Annotated in this window: 15 protein-coding genes and 1 pseudogene; 12 read left to right on the top strand and 4 right to left on the bottom strand. The window is 37.8% G+C overall.

The window, feature by feature from the left end; all coding sequences use genetic code 11:
* Position 1 precedes the first annotated feature (1 nt).
* The 5 genes and pseudogenes from PWP26_RS05745 to tmk all read left to right on the top strand — a co-directional run bounded on the left by PWP26_RS05745 (position 2) and on the right by tmk (position 5685).
* A complete protein-coding gene (locus PWP26_RS05745) occupies positions 2 to 1816 on the top strand; it encodes a VWA domain-containing protein (RefSeq protein WP_038061987.1) in 1815 nt (604 codons plus the stop codon).
* Positions 1817 to 2066: 250 nt separating this feature from the next.
* Positions 2067 to 3498 (top strand): annotated as a pseudogene (locus PWP26_RS05735) (RtcB family protein).
* 26 nt (positions 3499 to 3524) lie between these two features.
* Entirely contained in the window at positions 3525 to 3872 is a 348-nt protein-coding gene (locus PWP26_RS05730) for an alanine-zipper protein (RefSeq protein ID WP_287568506.1), read from the top strand.
* Between the two features lie 4 nt (positions 3873 to 3876).
* Positions 3877 to 4500 (top strand): Smr/MutS family protein, encoded by a 624-nt coding sequence (locus PWP26_RS05725; protein ID WP_301399200.1) that lies wholly within the window; start codon positions 3877 to 3879, stop codon positions 4498 to 4500.
* Between the two features lie 6 nt (positions 4501 to 4506).
* Complete coding sequence (gene tmk, locus PWP26_RS05720; protein ID WP_301399199.1) at positions 4507 to 5685, top strand: dTMP kinase; 1179 nt, start codon at positions 4507 to 4509, stop codon at positions 5683 to 5685.
* On the opposite strand, the gene PWP26_RS05715 is transcribed toward tmk, so the two are convergent.
* Genes PWP26_RS05715 through PWP26_RS05705 form a run of 3 tightly spaced genes read right to left on the bottom strand, consistent with a single transcriptional unit; the run spans position 5653 to position 8690 of the window.
* On the bottom strand, positions 5653 to 6639 hold the full coding sequence (locus PWP26_RS05715) for an SIS domain-containing protein (RefSeq protein WP_038061991.1): 987 nt from the start codon (positions 6637 to 6639) through the stop codon (positions 5653 to 5655). The two genes, tmk and PWP26_RS05715, sit on opposite strands and share 33 nt — an antisense overlap.
* A 21-nt stretch (positions 6640 to 6660) precedes the next feature.
* Positions 6661 to 7038: a hypothetical protein gene (locus PWP26_RS05710; protein ID WP_038061994.1), complete on the bottom strand. Its 378-nt coding sequence runs from the start codon at positions 7036 to 7038 to the stop codon at positions 6661 to 6663.
* 41 nt (positions 7039 to 7079) lie between these two features.
* A complete protein-coding gene (locus PWP26_RS05705; protein ID WP_301399195.1) occupies positions 7080 to 8690 on the bottom strand; it encodes a LysM peptidoglycan-binding domain-containing protein in 1611 nt (536 codons plus the stop codon).
* A gap of 263 nt (positions 8691 to 8953) precedes the next feature.
* On the opposite strand from PWP26_RS05705, the gene PWP26_RS05700 reads away from it, so the two are divergent.
* Genes PWP26_RS05700 through PWP26_RS05675 form a run of 6 tightly spaced genes read left to right on the top strand, consistent with a single transcriptional unit; the run spans position 8954 to position 13470 of the window.
* A complete protein-coding gene (locus PWP26_RS05700) occupies positions 8954 to 9661 on the top strand; it encodes a YkgJ family cysteine cluster protein (protein WP_301399193.1) in 708 nt (235 codons plus the stop codon).
* 1 nt (position 9662) lies between these two features.
* Positions 9663 to 10439 carry a dihydroorotate dehydrogenase electron transfer subunit gene (locus PWP26_RS05695; RefSeq protein WP_301399190.1) on the top strand — a complete coding sequence of 259 codons (777 nt, stop codon included), beginning with the start codon at positions 9663 to 9665 and terminating at the stop codon, positions 10437 to 10439.
* Positions 10423 to 11298 (top strand): dihydroorotate dehydrogenase, encoded by an 876-nt coding sequence (locus PWP26_RS05690; RefSeq protein ID WP_301399188.1) that lies wholly within the window; start codon positions 10423 to 10425, stop codon positions 11296 to 11298. Before PWP26_RS05695 ends, PWP26_RS05690 begins: the two co-directional genes overlap by 17 nt.
* Complete coding sequence (gene hslO / locus PWP26_RS05685) at positions 11282 to 12154, top strand: Hsp33 family molecular chaperone HslO (protein ID WP_038062002.1); 873 nt, start codon at positions 11282 to 11284, stop codon at positions 12152 to 12154. The genes PWP26_RS05690 and hslO overlap by 17 nt, the downstream gene beginning before the upstream one ends.
* The gene (locus tag PWP26_RS05680) at positions 12144 to 12416 is read left to right on the top strand and encodes a lipopolysaccharide assembly protein LapA domain-containing protein (protein ID WP_028843164.1); all 273 of its coding nucleotides are present in this window, start codon (positions 12144 to 12146) and stop codon (positions 12414 to 12416) included. The genes hslO and PWP26_RS05680 overlap by 11 nt, the downstream gene beginning before the upstream one ends.
* Positions 12391 to 13470 (top strand): serine hydrolase, encoded by a 1080-nt coding sequence (locus PWP26_RS05675; RefSeq protein WP_038062004.1) that lies wholly within the window; start codon positions 12391 to 12393, stop codon positions 13468 to 13470. Before PWP26_RS05680 ends, PWP26_RS05675 begins: the two co-directional genes overlap by 26 nt.
* Here PWP26_RS05675 and proC read toward each other — a convergent pair.
* Positions 13463 to 14278 (bottom strand): pyrroline-5-carboxylate reductase, encoded by an 816-nt coding sequence (gene proC / locus PWP26_RS05670; protein ID WP_038062007.1) that lies wholly within the window; start codon positions 14276 to 14278, stop codon positions 13463 to 13465. The two genes, PWP26_RS05675 and proC, sit on opposite strands and share 8 nt — an antisense overlap.
* 284 nt (positions 14279 to 14562) lie before the next feature.
* Between proC and PWP26_RS05665 the strand changes: the two genes are divergently transcribed.
* Positions 14563 to 16059 (top strand): CoB--CoM heterodisulfide reductase iron-sulfur subunit A family protein (locus PWP26_RS05665; protein ID WP_287568498.1); only part of this gene is annotated, 1497 nt, incomplete at its 3' end.

Below are 16059 nucleotides of genomic sequence, written 5' to 3'. Positions count from 1 at the left end.
AATGACTTTTTCAGATTTTGTAGACCAAGAACAGGCAAAACTTGCTCTGATTTTAAATGCAATACTGCCAGACTGTGGTGGACTTCTATTAGTTGGTAAGAGAGGAACAGGCAAGTCCACCCTCTTAAAAGCTTTCAAAAATATTGTTCAGGCTCTTAATATTCCTTTTGTTGAACTTCCCATGAATTCTACTGAAGAGGCAGTTTTAGGCGGAATTGATATTGAAGAGACAGTTAAGCAAGGTAGAAGAATTTATCAAAAAGGACTTGTTTCAAAGGCACACGGGGGATTTCTTATGATTGAAGATATAAACCTTTTCCCTAATGATATACTCTCCCTGATTTTTGAAGTCCAATCAAGAGGGGAAAATATCATTGAAAGAGAAGGAATTACACTAAAAGAGCCAGCTAAATTTCAGATTCTTGCAACGATGAACCCAGAGGAAGGAGATTTTTCAGCTCATTTTCTTGATAGATTTGGTATGTGCGTGATTATGGATGAAATTAAAGATAAAAATAAAAGGATAGAGATCGTAAAACTTAATCTCGACTGTGCAGATCAAAATAAGGATTTTCAGTTAATAGAAAGAATTTTAAAGTCAAAGGAATTTATCAAACAACTCAGACTTTCAGATGAAATAAAAGAATACATAGCCGAATTAACGCTAAAAGAAGCTGTTTCAGGACATAGGGCTGATATATTTTTAATGTATGCCTCAAAGGCCTATGCAGCTTATAAGGAAGAAAAAGAAATCCGAAAAGAACATGTTGATAGGGTTGCTCCTCTTGTTTTTATTCACAGAAAAAGGCAGGTTGAGAATCCTCAAACAGAAGAGAAAGAACAAGAGCAGAAAAGAAAGGAAAATACAGAGGAAAGAGGAAACAAAGAAAATAAACCAAAACATACTTCATCAACTCAATTTTCCGAGCAAGGAAGTCCTCAGGAAAGGCCATCAAGTGAAAAAGAGGAAGTTTTTCCAGTTGGTGACAGCTTTAAAGTAAAAAGAATTTTATTAAAAAAGGATAGAATTTTGAGAGAAGTTTTTGGAAGAAGAACAAAAACAAAAATAAAAGGTAGAGGAGGAAGATTTGTTAGAAGTTTAATGCAAAAAAGAGAGGATATTGCCATTTCTGCAACACTTAGAGCAGCAGCCCCATTTCAAAAAGTAAGAGGTAGAAAAGATAAGCTTATCATAAAAGATCAGGATCTAAGATATAAAGAAAAAGAGAGAAAGATGAGCCATATTGTTATATTTGTTGTGGATGCTTCTGGTTCTATGGGTGTTGAGCAAAGGATGATACAAACAAAAGGAGCAATACTGTCTCTTCTTATGGATTGCTATCAGAAAAGAGATAAAGTTGCGATGATTGTTTTCAGAAAAGACCGTGCAGAGGTAGTTCTCCCCCCAACCTCTTCTCATGACCTTGCTTTAAAAAGACTAAAACAAATTCCCACAGGAGGTAAAACACCACTTTCAGCAGGGCTTATGGAAGCATATAAGTTGATAAAAAGAACATCTTTAAAAGAACCAGAAGCCCGTTTTTTGATGATTCTCGTCACAGATGGCAAAGCTAACGTTCCTATCGCTGAAAAATCCTCTATCACTTTATTTGAAGAAGTCAGGAAAATCTGTTCTACACTGAAAAATATACCTAAAGTCGATTTTGTAGTCGTTGATACAGAAAAGAAAAATAAATTTATAAAAATAGATATGGCACTAAAAATTGCAGAATGGCTTTCTGGTAAATATTTTAAAATAAATACTCTTACATCTGAAAATCTTGTAGAAATTGTAAAGTTCTATAAGATAGATTAAAGATTGTTTTGGTAGAAAATCTACAGTTATTAATTGTATCTATCCCTGCAAAGTAAGAACCTTCTTACTAGAGATACCGCTTTGTGAACCAAATTCATCTTAGTATTCAAAAAGAAGAAATTTTTCATAGGTTGTAAATTTTTATCGGCAAATTAGGGCTAATGCGTGTGCTTGACTTTTATACCGGTAAGTTTTAAAATAAAAATAGTTTAAATATTAATACGAAATTTACTTTTGGTAGTTAGGGACTATGGAGCTTAAGAAATTAAAAAGAATTTCAGAATACGAGTGGGAAATTTCTCCTGTAGGTGATATGAAAGTTCCTGGAAAAATTTTTGCCAGTCAGAAGTTAGTTGAAGAAATGGATGAAAAGGTCTATGAGCAGGTCTGTAATGTAGCAAGTCTTCCTGGTATTGTGAAGGCTTCTATCGCCATGCCAGATGCTCATTGGGGATATGGGTTTCCCTATCGGAGGGGTTGCTGCCTTTGACCCTGAAGAAGGAGGTATCATCTCTGTCGGTGGGGTGGGATACGATATCTCCTGCGGGGTTAGAACTCTTCTTACTCCCTTAGAAAAAAACGAAGTAATTCCTCATTTAGAAACTTTGGTAAAGATGCTTTTTGAAACCGTTCCTTCAGGGGTAGGTTCGGAGGGAACTATAAAGCTTTCCCCCTCTCAATTAGATGAGGTCTTAGTTGAGGGGGCTAAGTGGGCGGTAAAAAAGGGGTATGGGATTCCAGAAGATTTGGAGTATATAGAGGAAAAAGGTTGTATGCCTGGAGCTGACCCCAGCTTTGTGTCTATGGAAGCCAAAAAGAGACAACACAGACAAATAGGGACCTTAGGCTCAGGGAATCATTATTTAGAGATTCAATATGTCTCTGAGATCTATAATCAGGAAGTAGCTGAGGTGTTTGGTCTTTTTAAAAACCAGGTGGTAGTTACCTTTCATTGTGGTTCTCGGGCTTTGGGGCATCAAATCGCTACCGATTATCTTCCTGTTTTAGCCAAGGCTGCAAGGAAATATGGTATCCCTATCAAAGAAAAAGAGTTGGTTTGTGCCCCTATCGACTCTCCTGAAGGAGAAAGCTATTTTAAAGCCATGGTTTGCGGGATAAACTGTGCTTTAGCCAACCGTCAGGTGATTACCCATTTAGTAAGAGAGGTTTTTCAAGAAATATTCCCAGGGATATTCCTTAAAGTACTTTATGATGTTAGTCATAATACCTGTAAAGTGGAGCACCATCTGATAAACGGTAAACTAAAAAAACTTTATGTCCATCGTAAAGGAGCTACGAGAGCCTGGGGTCCCGGGAGAAAAGAGTTGCCTAAGGAGTATCAAAAGGTAGGTCAGCCTGTTATCATCGGTGGTTCTATGGGGACAGCCTCTTACATTTTGGTCGGCACCGAAGAAGGAGAAGAAAAAGCCTTTGGTTCTGCCTGTCACGGAGCAGGAAGGACGATGAGTAGAAATCAAGCTATTAAAACTTTTAGGGCAGACCAAATAATAGAAAATCTAAGGAAAAAGGGTATCATAGTAATGGCTAAATCTAAAAAAGGGTTATGTGAGGAAGCACCAGAGGCTTATAAGGATGTTAACGAGGTAATCGAGGCTACCTGCAAGGCAGGTCTTACCAAAAAGGTAGCCAAGTTAATACCTATAGGTTGTATTAAAGGCTAAAATCTCGTTAAAAAGGGGGGTAAGTTATGAAAAAGAGATGGGTTAACTTTTTAGGTATCGTTTCTGCTGGGTTGTTAGCTTTTGGTTGTAGCTGCCCTATCGAAGCTCCAGAGAAGGCAGTAGCTCAACCTGCACCACAACCACCAGCTTGTCCAGAGTGTGTAAAGAAGGTAGAGGATGAGTTAAAAGCTTTAAAGCTTCAGGTAGAAAGTCTTAAGTCTCAAGTTGACAACCTCAAGGTTGATACAGCAGAGGCCAAGCAAGCTTCTCAAAAAGCAATAGAAGCGGCAAACAAAGCTGAAGAAGCTGCACAAAAGGCAGAGGCAGCTGCCAAAAAATGCGAAAGAGTTTTTGAAAAAGGATTAAAAAAGTAAGGTTATGCAGCGTCCTTTTGAAGCACTCGGGGAATACTTTGGTATAAGTATTCCCCGAAAAAAGTTAAAGTTAAACGATCCTTTATTTTTAGAAAAACCCTCTGTTTGTGAAGAAAGGGACTGGTCTGAGGTAGTTAAAAAGGCCAAACCTCTTAAGAAAAAAAACTTTCTTTGGTTTTTTACTCCTAAAAAACCATTCTGGGACCTTAAAAAGGATTGGCCTCCTAAAAGAATAGACCTTAAGGTTTGGCTCACTTCAGAATACATAGAAGGTGGTTTTTCCAAGACTTACAAAAGTTTAGTGTATGAATTAAGAGAAGGGAGGTTTTCTGTTAAAAAAACCTTAAACTTGAGAGGGATGTTTGTAGAGGAGGCCAAAATCGCGTTCGAAGAGTTTTTGAGGGAGGCCATTATAAACGGTGATAATTGCGTGCTTATCATCCACGGAAGAGGCCTTTCTTCTAAAAAAGAGCCGGTGCTAAAGACCAAGGTTAAAGAATGGCTTGAAAGGGGACCTTTTAGAAAATATGTTATGGCTTTTTGTTCTGCCAGACCTTGTGATGGAGGGTTAGGGGCAACCTACGTCCTTTTATCTTCAAAACCTATCAAAAAGTCTAAAAAGTCGTAGTGTTTCATGTTTTTACAAGGTCCAAGGTCAAAACTTTTTGTCACCGGTGATCCTGGAGTAGGCAAAACTACCTTAGTCGAAAAGTTGACTAAACATTTATCAGAAATAAACCTTCCGTTTAAAATAAGAGGTTTTTTTACCAAAGAAATCAGAGAAAACAGCAAGAGAAAAGGTTTTAAAATCATCGATCCTTTTCTTTCTAAAGAATTTCTCCTTGCCAAAAGAAAAGACCTTGTTAATCCCTCAGAGTCTATAAACACTTACCATACTGTAGGAAAATATGCGGTGTTTTTAGAGGGGTTAGAAACACTTCTGGAAGAGTATAAGAAAGATTTGATAGACGGGGCTCAGGTTTTTTGGGTGATAGATGAAGTAGGAAAGATGGAGGCTTTATCTAAGAGTTTTTGTCATTTTATAGAAAAGCTCTTAGGTTCTTCTTGTTTTTTACTTGCAACCGTAGGCAAAGGAGAAACACCTTTTTTAAAAAAGGTTTTTTCCTTTGAACCAGCTTTAAGGTGTGAAGTAACCCCTGACAACCGGGACTTTTTGGAAGAAAGACTAAAAGTAGAGTTCAAAAGAAAGGGTAAGTTGATAGTTTTTGAGGGAATAGATGGAGCAGGTAAAACCTCCATTAGTAAGCTTTTGGTAAAGGCTTTAGAGGTTCAGGGAGTTTCAGTTTTTTGGGGATGCGAACCTACTTCTCAAGGCCCTTATGGTAAAGTTTTGCGCGAAAAGCTGCAACAAAAAAAGGCACATCCGTTAGAGATTAAACAACTTTTTTTGAAAGACCGGGAATGGAACGTAAAAAATTTTATTTTACCTAAGCTTAAGGAAGGGGCCTGGATAGTTTTAGACAGATATTATCTTTCTACTTTATCTTATCAAGGAGCTCAAGGGTTTGACTTAAAAAGCCTTTTTATAGAAAACGAGACCATCGCTCCTTTACCAGATTTGGTAGTTTACTTAGACCTAACGATAGAAGAGGCCTTAAAGAGGCTTAACTCTACCAGAGACAACCTTACGTTTTTTGAAAAAACCGAGTTTTTAACCAAAGTAAGAGAAAACTACTTAAAAATCCTTCCTTGGTTTAATCACGTAAAATTAGATGCCACAAAACCTTTAGAGGAAAACCTGAATTATTTGATAGAAACTTTACACCGTAAATTTAAAAGTTCCCTTTCCTAAAATGTCGTGAAGATGTAAAATCCCGGTAAGTTTTCCGTCAAAGTCCACAACCGGTAAAACCGTAATCAGATGTTTTTCCATCATTTCTAAGGCTTCGTAAGCTAAGGCATTTTCTTGTATGGTTTTAGGGTTTTTGGTCATTACTTCTTCTACTTTAAGATTATCTATAGAGCCATACTTTAAAAAAATCCTTCTTAAATCTCCGTCGGTGATGATACCTGTAAGAGCATTAAATTGGTTTACGACTAACACGCATCCCAGCCTTTTTTGATCTATTTCTTTTATGGCTTCCTTTAAAAAGGTACCTTGTAATACCTTAGGAATGTTTTCACCGGTAAGCATTATTTCTTTAACCTTAACCTTAAGCCTTTCCCCTAAAGAACCTCCAGGATGATTTTTCCTGAAATCTTCAGACCCTAAGCCCTTGATTTCAAACAGGCAAATAGCTAGGGCATCACCTAAGGCTAAACAAGCGGTAGTGCTGGTGGTAGGAGCTAAGTTAAAGGGACAAGCCTCTTTGGGTACCCTTCCGTTAATCACCACGTCTGAAAGCTGGGCTAACCGGCTATCTAAATTTCCTGTAATACTGATGATTTTTATGTTTCTTTTTTTTAGTATGGCTACCAACTCACAAACCTCAAGGGTATTCCCTGAATAAGAAAGGGCAAGGACCACATCTTCAGGGGTTACCATCCCAAGGTCTCCATGTAAAGCCTCTACAGGATGAAGAAAGAAAGCCGGAGTTCCGGTAGAAGAAAGGGTAGCTGCAATTTTCCTTCCTATAATACCACTTTTTCCTACCCCTGTAACTACTATTCTTCCTTTAGTTTGTAAGATGATATCTACCGCTTTTACAAAGGAGCTATCAAGATTCTTTATAACTTCTTCTATCCCTAATTTTTCAGTTTCTAACACACTTTTAGCTTTTTCTAAAATCTCTCTTTCTTTTAACATGTGTAAACCTCAGGTGAATTTTTAATGAAAAACAGGAGGGTTTATCGGGACTTCAAAAAGTATTTTTTGTTCTTCAACCCCTACCATTATAGAAAGAAGTTCTAAAACTTTGTTTATCATCCTGGTAATCATTTCTTCTCGATAGAAAAGAGCACTTAATTTTTGCTCTATTTCTCCTGAGGGATCTGAAGAAAAATCTTTTTTCGAAAGGTGTTTGTAAAACTGGTAAAAAACTTTTCGCATATTGACCCGTTCTTTTATGTTTTTCAAGATCTCTTCAGGTTCAAATGACTTTTGGGTAGATACAAGGTTTTGAAAATATTTTATGTCTTCTTCTTGAAATTGCCAAAAAAGGTCTATCCAATCTTCAAGACTGATCACTTTATCTTGATTCTCCATGAGTTTTAATGTAAAACAAATCCTTAAAAATGCAACCTGGTTTAAGACCCTATATCTTCAGAAAAAGAGGAAAGGTTGAACAAGACAGAGTTTTTAAGTACCCTTTTGGCCCCAACGAACCGGTTTCTGAAATAGTTGCTGTCTAAGGAATCTACAGCAAGCCCCTTTTTAGTAGAGGAAAAATGCATAAAACGGTTGTTTCCTATGTAAATACCTACATGGTTTATACTCTCAGGCCTTCTGTTTTTAGCAAAGAATAGTAAATCCCCGGGAATAAGTTCATCTTTAGACACGGAAACCCCTATCCAAAACTGTTCTCTTGAGGTTCTCGGAAGTGCTATTCCTAAACTCTCAAACACCTTTTTTACAAACATAGAACAGTCCATATATCCGTTGCCATTACCTCCTAACTTATAACGATAATCCTCATATTGTTTGGCTATCTCAATAAACTTGTCTTGCAATCGTTTTTCATCCTCTTGGTCTAAGAAAGATCTGTTTAAAAAGAAATCAGAAAAGCTGTGAGATTTTGTTTTTTCTTGAAAGGCAACCGCAGGGTTTTCTAACACAAAAGGTTCATCATCATAGGTGGGGATCTTTAAGGCCTGCCCCACAAAGATTACGTTGTCTTCAAGGTTGTTTAGTTTTTTAATATCCTCGATAGGTATACCATACCTTAAAGAGATGTTGTATAAAGTTTCTCCTTCTTTAACCTTATGCCAGATAAAACCTGTGCCTGAAGGAGCTTCTATCTTGGGTAGGTTAACTTTTTCCTGGACTAAAACCCTTTTTTCTTTTACCTTAATTACCTTGCCTACTCTTAATTTAGTATGACTTAGATGATTAATTCTTTTTAGTTCTTCTACCGAAACTCCAAACTTTTTAGCGATGCTAAAAAGGGTGTCCCCCTTTTTTACCTTATAGGTTATCCATTGAATTTTCTCTTTTTGTCCTACCTTCTTGGGAGTAGCAGAGACAACCTCAGTTGAGATAACCCTTGGTGAGTCAACCTCTGGGGAGATAATCTGTGGTGGTTGTGAATCCACTTTTTGTGAAACCTCTTGTTGGGAACTTTCTACAGTTTTTTGTTCTAAAAATTCTATAGGTTTGTTAGAAGGAATTTTTACTATCAACGATTGTCCTACCTTTAAAGAATGGTCTGATAGCTGGTTTATTCTTTTTAGTTCTTCTACTGAGACTCCAAACTTTTTAGCGATGCTAAAAAGGGTATCTCCCTTTTTTACTACATAAACAGAAGGACTTTCGGGTAAGGAGGTTTGTATTAAGTTTTTTGAGGAAGGAGCGGTTTTTGCTTCTGAGATAGGTTGGGTAGCAACAATCTTTATGGTTTGTCCAGGTTTTAATTGATGATTTTTAAGCTGATTAATTCTTTTAAGGTCTTCTACCGAGATCCCAAACTTTTTGGCAATGCCGTAAAGGGTGTCTCCTTTTTGGACTTTATAGGTAATGACTTTATTAGAAGTTTTGGGAGTTTTTACCAAGGCTACTTTTTTAGTTTTTGAAGGTTTTTTAGAGGTAGTTTTGGTTTTTGCATCAACTTGATAGGCACCAAAAAGAAAAAAACAACAAACGATCCATAATATGGCTAAAAAAGGATTTTGAAATATTTTAGATTTATACTGTTTTGACATGGCAAAGATTTTTTTAAAAGGTTTTATAAGAAAAATACCAAAAAATTGGCAAAAGTCAAGTAAAATTTTAAAAAAAGTTCTTTTTAAAGATTTTTGGGTTTTAAAAGCGTAAAAATTATTTTTTTTATCTTTTTTAAGCTTTTTTTAGGTTGTCTAGTAGTTGTGTTTTAACAAAATCTGTATAAAATTTAAAATAAATAGATTAGGAGGTTCTAAAGATTAACGTTTTCTTAGATTTTGAGGTTGCTACCAAATTAGAATTATTGAAAAAACTTTATGAACACTTAGAAAACACCTATCAAGCCTGGGATCTTTTTTGTAAACCAGGTTGTAACCTTTGCTGCACACAGCGTATTTATGCTACTTCTTTAGAGGCTTACCATCTGTTAGAAAAGATTAGTCCCGAGGTTTTAACCAGGGTCTCGCATCTCCAAAATTATCCAAGGCCAAAGATTACCCATAACCAGACCCTCCTTTGCTATCTTCAAGGTACAGAGCCCCCTTTAGAGGATTATCCCCCTCATTTGTCTACGTGTCCTTTTTTAGACGAAAAAGGGCTTTGTATGGTTTATCCTTATCGTCCTCTTATGTGCAGGATAATGGCTTCAACCAAAAGCTGTGAACAGGGAGAGGCATCTTTGCCTCCTTTTTTGTTTTATGTTGGGACCCTGGCTTTACAATTAGCTGAAAACATAGATATGGGGGGACTATATGGTAACCTTTTTGACCTTTTAAAGTTTTTAAAGGATTATAAGGACGGAAAAGTAGAAGAAGTGCCTCCTTATATTCTTTCTAACGTAGATGTAGACGAGTTACCTGTCCTCCCTGAGGAAAAAGACCTTAGATCCTGGGTAGGTACACTTTATCGGACCCATGTAACAGAAGAAAAAAGTTTTAGAGAAGTTTTACAAGAACTAAGAGAAAAATTTAGAGACAAAAAATCTCTTTCCTTTTTAGAGGAAATTTTTTAACATGTATCAAGGCGAGGTTATAAAAAATCTTCCTCTTTCTCAGAACGTTTATCTTTTGAGGGTAAAAACAGATTTAGATATAATCTTTAGTTTTAACCCAGGGCAATTTGTCAAGATCAAAATTAACGAAAGGATTGACCCTCTTATTCCCAGGCCTTTTACCATACATGATGTAAAAAAGAATAGTTTTTACGTGCTTTACCAGGTGGTGGGAAAAGGGACCAAAGCTTTGTCTTTGGTTCAACCAGGAAATAAGATTGAGTTTTTAGGTCCCCTTGGGAAACCCTTTCCTAAGCTTGAAAACTATGTAATCTGTGCAGGAGGCATAGGAATAGCAGGTTTTATCTATCTTTTAGAAAGCATAAAAAGAAAAACCCATCCCTATGTGTTACCCAAGAAAATTTTTTATGGGGCTCGTACAGCAGAAGACCTGGTTTGTTATCCCTTTTTAGAGGGTATCGGTACTAAGGTAGAGATAGCTACAGAAGACGGCTCACAAGGCTATAAAGGGTTGATTACCGAACCTTTGATAAAGTATTTAGAAAAAAACAAGGTAGACGTGCTTTCCTGTGGTCCTTTGCCTATGTTAAAAGCAGTAGCAAAAATAGCCCAAAGTTTTGGGGTAAAGGCCTATCTTACTATGGAAACCTTTCTTTCTTGTGGTACAGGTTTTTGTAAAGGCTGTGTAATTCCGCTTAAAAACGGAAATTATGCTCATCTTTGTATAGAGGGCCCTACTCTTTTAGCAGAGGAGATTGACTTTGAGGCCCTATCTTAAAATCAGAAATCTCGAACTTAAAACACCTCTAATGCTGGCTTCAGGTACCTGGGGCCTTGGAGAAAACTTAGACCTCTATCTTACTAAGGAAGAAATTAAATCTAACATAGGTGCTTTTGTTTCTAAAGGAATCTCTCGTTTTCCTAAGAAAGGCAACCCCCCTCCTCGTCTTTATGAAACTCCTTGTGGATTGATCAATTCCATAGGGCTTGAAAACCCGGGTTTAGAGGTCTTTAAAAAAGACTATCTCCCTAAGCTTCTTTCTTACGAGGTGCCACTCATCATTAACCTTCACGGAGAGGAAGTAGAGGACTTTGTAGCCCTTGCTGAAGGTTTTAAGGAAGAAAAGGTAGATGGTATAGAGCTTAACATCTCATGCCCTAACGTTAAGAAGGGTGGTATAGCCTTTTCCTCTGACCCAAAGGGGGTTAAAACCCTGGTAAAAGAGGTCAGAAAGGTTTGGGAAAGGTTTTTAGCAGTAAAGCTTTCTCCTGTAGGTCCAGTTTATGAAATAGCCGAAATCTGTGAAAAAGAAGGGGTAGATGCTTTAGTAGTAGCCAATACTTATCCTGCTTTAGGGGTGATAGGTTTAGCACCTTTAAAGGTTATCAAAGGAGGTCTCTCAGGTCCTGCCATAAAACCTTTAACCTTAAGGTTGGTATACGAACTTGCCCAAAAGGTTAAACTCCCTATCATAGGTAGCGGAGGCATCCTTTCTGGAAAGGATGCTTTAGAATACTTGGTTTGCGGTGCTAAAGCCTTTCAAATAGGGGTTGCCAACTTGATAGACCCCACTTCTGCTGTAAAAATAATTCAAGAGATGGAGGAGCTAAAAAAGAAACATGGCTTATTTGGTTAGAGGGTTACCTGTAGATAAAAATTTTAGGGTCTATGCGGTTTGTTGTAAAGAGATAGTAGAGGAAGCTCGTCGTCTGCAAGGGTTAAGCCCTGTGGCTTCAGCTGCGTTGGGAAGGGCTTTAGCAGGGGTGGCTTTACTTTCTGCTGACCTGAAGATAGGTAAGGTCCTTTTGCAGATCAAGGGAGACGGTCCACTCGGTGAGATTTTAGCAGAAGGTGATTATCAGGGATTTTTAAGGGGAACGGTACAAAATCCTCACGTTTATATAGACCCTATCAACCGAAAACTTCCTGTTGGGCTTGCGGTTGGAAAAAAAGGTTTTATCTCTGTGGTAAAAGATTTAGGGTTGAAAGAGCCTTATTATGGGTCTGTAGAACTGATTTCAGGAGAAATTGCCGAAGACTTGGCTTATTATTTAACCGTTTCTGAACAAATCCCATCTGCCGTAAGTTTGGGGGTTTTGGTTGATAGAGACGGAACCATCCTTGCTGCAGGTGGTTTTTTGGTCCAAAAACTGCCAGAGGCAACCGAGTCTGAATTAGAAGAAATAGAGGCTAAACTTAAAAATTTCCCTCCTGTTACCTCACTTTTATCTTCAGGTAAAACCCCAGAAGAGATTTTACAGATGATTTTCCCAAACCTTCAAATATTAGAAAAAAGGCCTTTAGCCTGGAGATGTACCTGTTCTGAAAAAAGGGTAGAAGAGGTTTTGATAGCCATGGGAAGAGGAGAACTTGAGGGTTTTTTAAAAGAAGGAAAGCCTGTCTCTGTTACCTGTGAATTTTGTAAGAAAACTTATCATATTTCCTTGGAAAGGGTTAAAGAACTTTTAAAGGAGGTTATGGATGTTTCTTAGGTTGATACTCTGGTTGGTTTTGATATTGTTGTTGGTTTTCTTTGTAGTTTTTAACATAGACCCAAAGGTTAATCTACATATTTTCCCTGGGGTTACTTTGGAAAACATCCCTTTAGCCTTAGTCATCATCATAAGTTTTATTTTAGGGGTACTTTTTGGAATTATGGTTTCGATTACCCAGATGATAAAGCTAAAACTTGAGATAAGAAAACTGCAGAAAAAGGTTGAAGAAAAACATGAAAATCCTGAACAGACTCTTTGAGCTTTTAAACGAAGGGGTAAAAAAAGAGGTTTTCCCTGGTGCAGTTGCAGGGGTTTACTATCAACAGAGGCGATACATAGTTGGGGCTGGTTATCAGGCTTTAACCCCATATACCGAACCTGTAGAAGAAAACACCATCTTTGACCTTGCCTCCCTTACCAAGCCTTTAGCCTTGGTGTTGGGATTTTTAGATTGTTTAGCTAAAAACTCCAAGATAGCAGACCTTTTTTCTCCTGTAAAAAATTACCTGGACCTTAAACCTCCTCTTTCTGAAATTCCCGTTTATCGTTTTTTTAACCATACCTCAGGTCTCAAAGCATGGTACCCTTTTTATCAGGAAATTTTAGAAAAAAGACCAGAAAAGCCCTTAGAATATATAATAAGAAAAATAGAAGAAATGCCTTTGGAATATACTCCTGGGGAGAAAAGCTTATATTCAGACCTTGGTTACTTTATGTTAACCTATCTCTTAGAAAACTTATCTGGAGAACCTTTAGAAAAAATCTTTGAACAGGCTAAAAAAAGAATTTCTTTAGGAAAAAAGTCTTTTATAGGTTTTAATCCTCTAAAAAAAGGAATAGACCAGGAATATATAGCCCCTACCTCTGTTTGCCCCTGGGGTAAAAAACTATTGAGAGGAGTTGTTGAAGACGAAAACACCCGGGCTTTGGGTGGGGTTTCTGGGGTAGCAGGGCTATTTGGTAACATCTACGGAGTTCTTGATGTTTTAGAATTTTTGCTAAAGGCTTATCAACAAGAGGAATCGGTTTTTTCTGAGCATTTAAGAACTTTTGTAAATTTTAGGGAAAAAAATTCTGAATATGCCTTAGGTTTTATGTTGCCCAATCCTAAGGAAAAAGAAATTTTGAAGGATAAAATTTCTCCTAATACTTTGAGACACACCGGTTTTACCGGGACCTCCTTTTTGATAGACTTTGACCAGGGAATTATCATCGTACTTTTGTCAAACAGGGTGCATCCTACCAGGGACAACCTAAAAATAAGGGATTTTAGGCATTATTTTCATCAACAGGTTATGGAAGCCCTTAACTGAAAGCTTCGCTTAGTTCTTTACTTCTTAGGTAAGCCTTATATATGGCCTCGATTACTGTTCCAGGAAATCCCTTTTGGTAAAAAACCTCTAAAGCGGTTATGGTGGTTCCGGCAGGAGAGGTTACCATGGCTTTGATTTCATAGGGGTTCTTTTTTAGTTTTTTCATCATTTCTACCGAGCCTACAACAGTTGCCAGGGCCAGCTTTTCTGCCAGAGGCCTTGGCAAACCTGCTCTTACCCCTCCGTCTACTAAAGACTCTATAAACAAAGCTACATAAGCAGGTCCACTTCCTGAAAGAGCAGTTACTGCATCAATCAGCTCTTCTCCTACCACCACCGTTTCACCTATGGCAGAAAAAAGCTTTTCTGCCGAAGTTAAGTCCTCTTCAGTAGCAAAGCTTCCCTTGGTTAAAGCACTTATGCTTTTATGCACGATGGCACAGGTATTCGGCATAACCCTGATGAGTCTTGTCCCTTGAGGTAATAATTTTTCGTAAAAACTGATCGGAAGTCCTGCAGCGATGGTAATTAAAAGATGTTTTTCTATATCGATATGTTCTTTTATCTCTTCCAAAACTTTTTTCATTACCTGGGGTTTTACCGCCAAAATTATTTTTGCACAACCTTTTAAAACCTTTTCATTTTGGTCTACGGTGTGGACTTTATAGGTAGAGCTCAGGTATTCGCGTCTTTCTGCCACTGGTTCAGAAACAAAAATGTTTTCTGGACTAAAAAGTCCTTTGTCTAACAATCCTTTGATGATAGCCTCTGCCATCATTCCCCCGCCGATAAAACCTATCGTAGCCATCTATCCTTCCTCCGCTTTGGTCTTTTGTTTGGAATCTATTATAAACACCAAAAATTTTTCTGTAAAGATGAAATCGTAAAAGGGTTAACTTATTCAAAATATATTTTTTATTGACAAAATTTAATATATCAAGACAAATTTTATTTATTTTTTAAATATAAATTTTTATTACTTATTGCAAATAAAACGTATATTTTATATTGAAAAAATCTATTTGACTTAGTATTGAAATTGTAATAAAAACTTAACTTAAAAATAATACTATTATCAAAAGGAGGGGTAAAATGCCTAAGGTAGGTGTATATGTATGTCATTGTGGAGAAAACATTAAGGGTGCGGTTAATATCCAGGAAGTAGTAGAGTTTGCTAAGACCTTACCTGATGTAGTGGTTGTGAGGGACTATCAGTTTATGTGTTCTGACCCTGGGCAAGAGTTGATCAAGAATGATATTAAAGAAGGGCTGGTTGACAGGGTTGTGGTTGCTGCTTGTACTCCAAGAACTCATGAGCCTATTTTCAGGGCAGCGGTAGAGTCAACTGGTTTGAACAAATATTTTTGCGAGATGGCTAACATCAGAGACCAGGATAGCTGGGCTCATTGGCATGATAAAGAGGGGGCTACCAAAAAGGCTAAAAGGCTTGTTGCCAGTGCGGTGGCTAAGGTAAGATTGGCTGAACCTTTAGAAGACCGCTTTCAGGATGCAGAAAAGTCTGTTTTGGTGGTAGGTGGTGGGATCGCAGGTATTTTTGCTGCTTTAGACCTGGCAACGATAGGTTTAAAGGTTTATCTGGTAGAAAAACAGCCTTCTATCGGTGGGGTTATGGCCAAGCTTGACAAGACCTTTCCTACGATGGACTGTTCAGCTTGTATCTTAACCCCAAAGATGGTTGAGGTTGCCCAGCATCCTAACATCGAACTTATCACCTATGCCGAGGTAGAAGATGTTAAGGGTTATGTAGGAAACTTTGAGGTTACCATCAGGAAAAAAGCCAGATATGTAGACTGGGATAAGTGCACAGGTTGTGGTCACTGTATGAACATTTGTCCTTCCAAGGCTCCAAACGAGTTTAACCTTGGTTTGGATAAAAGACCAGCCATTTACATAGAGTTTCCACAGGCAGTGCCTAAGAAGGCGGTGATAGACGCAGACAACTGTTTGTATTTTAAGACTTTGAGAAAGACAGGTAAGACAGCCTGTCAGATCTGTCAGAAGGGTATACCTAGCAAGAACATCGAGGGTTGTCCGGCGGGGGCGATCAACTATGAGGACAAGGATGAGTTTATCAAGGTAAAGGTAGGGGCTGTAATACTGGCTACAGGGTTTAAGGTTATGGACAAACATCATTTTAAGGAATACTCCCCTAATTGTCCTGATGTTCTTACTGCCCTTGAGTTTGAAAGACTTATTTCTGCTACAGGGCCTACGGAAGGGCAGCTTAAAAGACTTTCTGACGGGCAAAAGCCCAAAAAATTAGCCTTCATCTCTTGTGTAGGAAGCAGAGATGAAAGACATCACAGTTATTGTTCAAAGGTTTGTTGTATGTATATGTTTAAGCATGCCAAGATTCTCAAAGAGAAGTATCCAGACATAGACCTATATCTTTTCTTCATAGACGTGAGGACTGCAGGAAAGGATTTCGAAGAGTTTTATGTTTCTACCAAACAACTTGGAGCCAAGGTAATAAGGGGAGGAAGGGTTTCAGCGGTAGATGTAAAACCTGATGGTAAGTTAAGGGTCAGGGCATATGACAACGACCTTTGCAGTCCGGTAGAGGTGGAT

Source organism: Thermodesulfobacterium sp., assembly GCF_030445475.1.
GTDB lineage: Bacteria > Desulfobacterota > Thermodesulfobacteria > Thermodesulfobacteriales > Thermodesulfobacteriaceae > Thermodesulfobacterium > Thermodesulfobacterium commune.
Note: the sequence above shows the minus strand (reverse complement) of the source record. Positions and strands in the feature narration are given on the sequence as shown.

Excerpts from the sequence above, each read along its gene's own strand:
- PWP26_RS05745 (WP_038061987.1), top strand. The coding sequence starts at position 2 with ATGACTTTTTCAGATTTTGTAGACCAAGAACAGGCAAAACTTGCTCTG.
- PWP26_RS05730 (WP_287568506.1), top strand. The coding sequence starts at position 3,525 with ATGAAAAAGAGATGGGTTAACTTTTTAGGTATCGTTTCTGCTGGGTTG.
- PWP26_RS05725 (WP_301399200.1), top strand. The coding sequence starts at position 3,877 with ATGCAGCGTCCTTTTGAAGCACTCGGGGAATACTTTGGTATAAGTATT.
- tmk (WP_301399199.1), top strand. The coding sequence starts at position 4,507 with ATGTTTTTACAAGGTCCAAGGTCAAAACTTTTTGTCACCGGTGATCCT.
- PWP26_RS05715 (WP_038061991.1), bottom strand. The coding sequence starts at position 6,639 with ATGTTAAAAGAAAGAGAGATTTTAGAAAAAGCTAAAAGTGTGTTAGAA.
- PWP26_RS05710 (WP_038061994.1), bottom strand. The coding sequence starts at position 7,038 with ATGGAGAATCAAGATAAAGTGATCAGTCTTGAAGATTGGATAGACCTT.
- PWP26_RS05705 (WP_301399195.1), bottom strand. The coding sequence starts at position 8,690 with ATGTCAAAACAGTATAAATCTAAAATATTTCAAAATCCTTTTTTAGCC.
- PWP26_RS05695 (WP_301399190.1), top strand. The coding sequence starts at position 9,663 with ATGTATCAAGGCGAGGTTATAAAAAATCTTCCTCTTTCTCAGAACGTT.
- hslO (WP_038062002.1), top strand. The coding sequence starts at position 11,282 with ATGGCTTATTTGGTTAGAGGGTTACCTGTAGATAAAAATTTTAGGGTC.
- PWP26_RS05680 (WP_028843164.1), top strand. The coding sequence starts at position 12,144 with ATGTTTCTTAGGTTGATACTCTGGTTGGTTTTGATATTGTTGTTGGTT.
- PWP26_RS05675 (WP_038062004.1), top strand. The coding sequence starts at position 12,391 with ATGAAAATCCTGAACAGACTCTTTGAGCTTTTAAACGAAGGGGTAAAA.
- proC (WP_038062007.1), bottom strand. The coding sequence starts at position 14,278 with ATGGCTACGATAGGTTTTATCGGCGGGGGAATGATGGCAGAGGCTATC.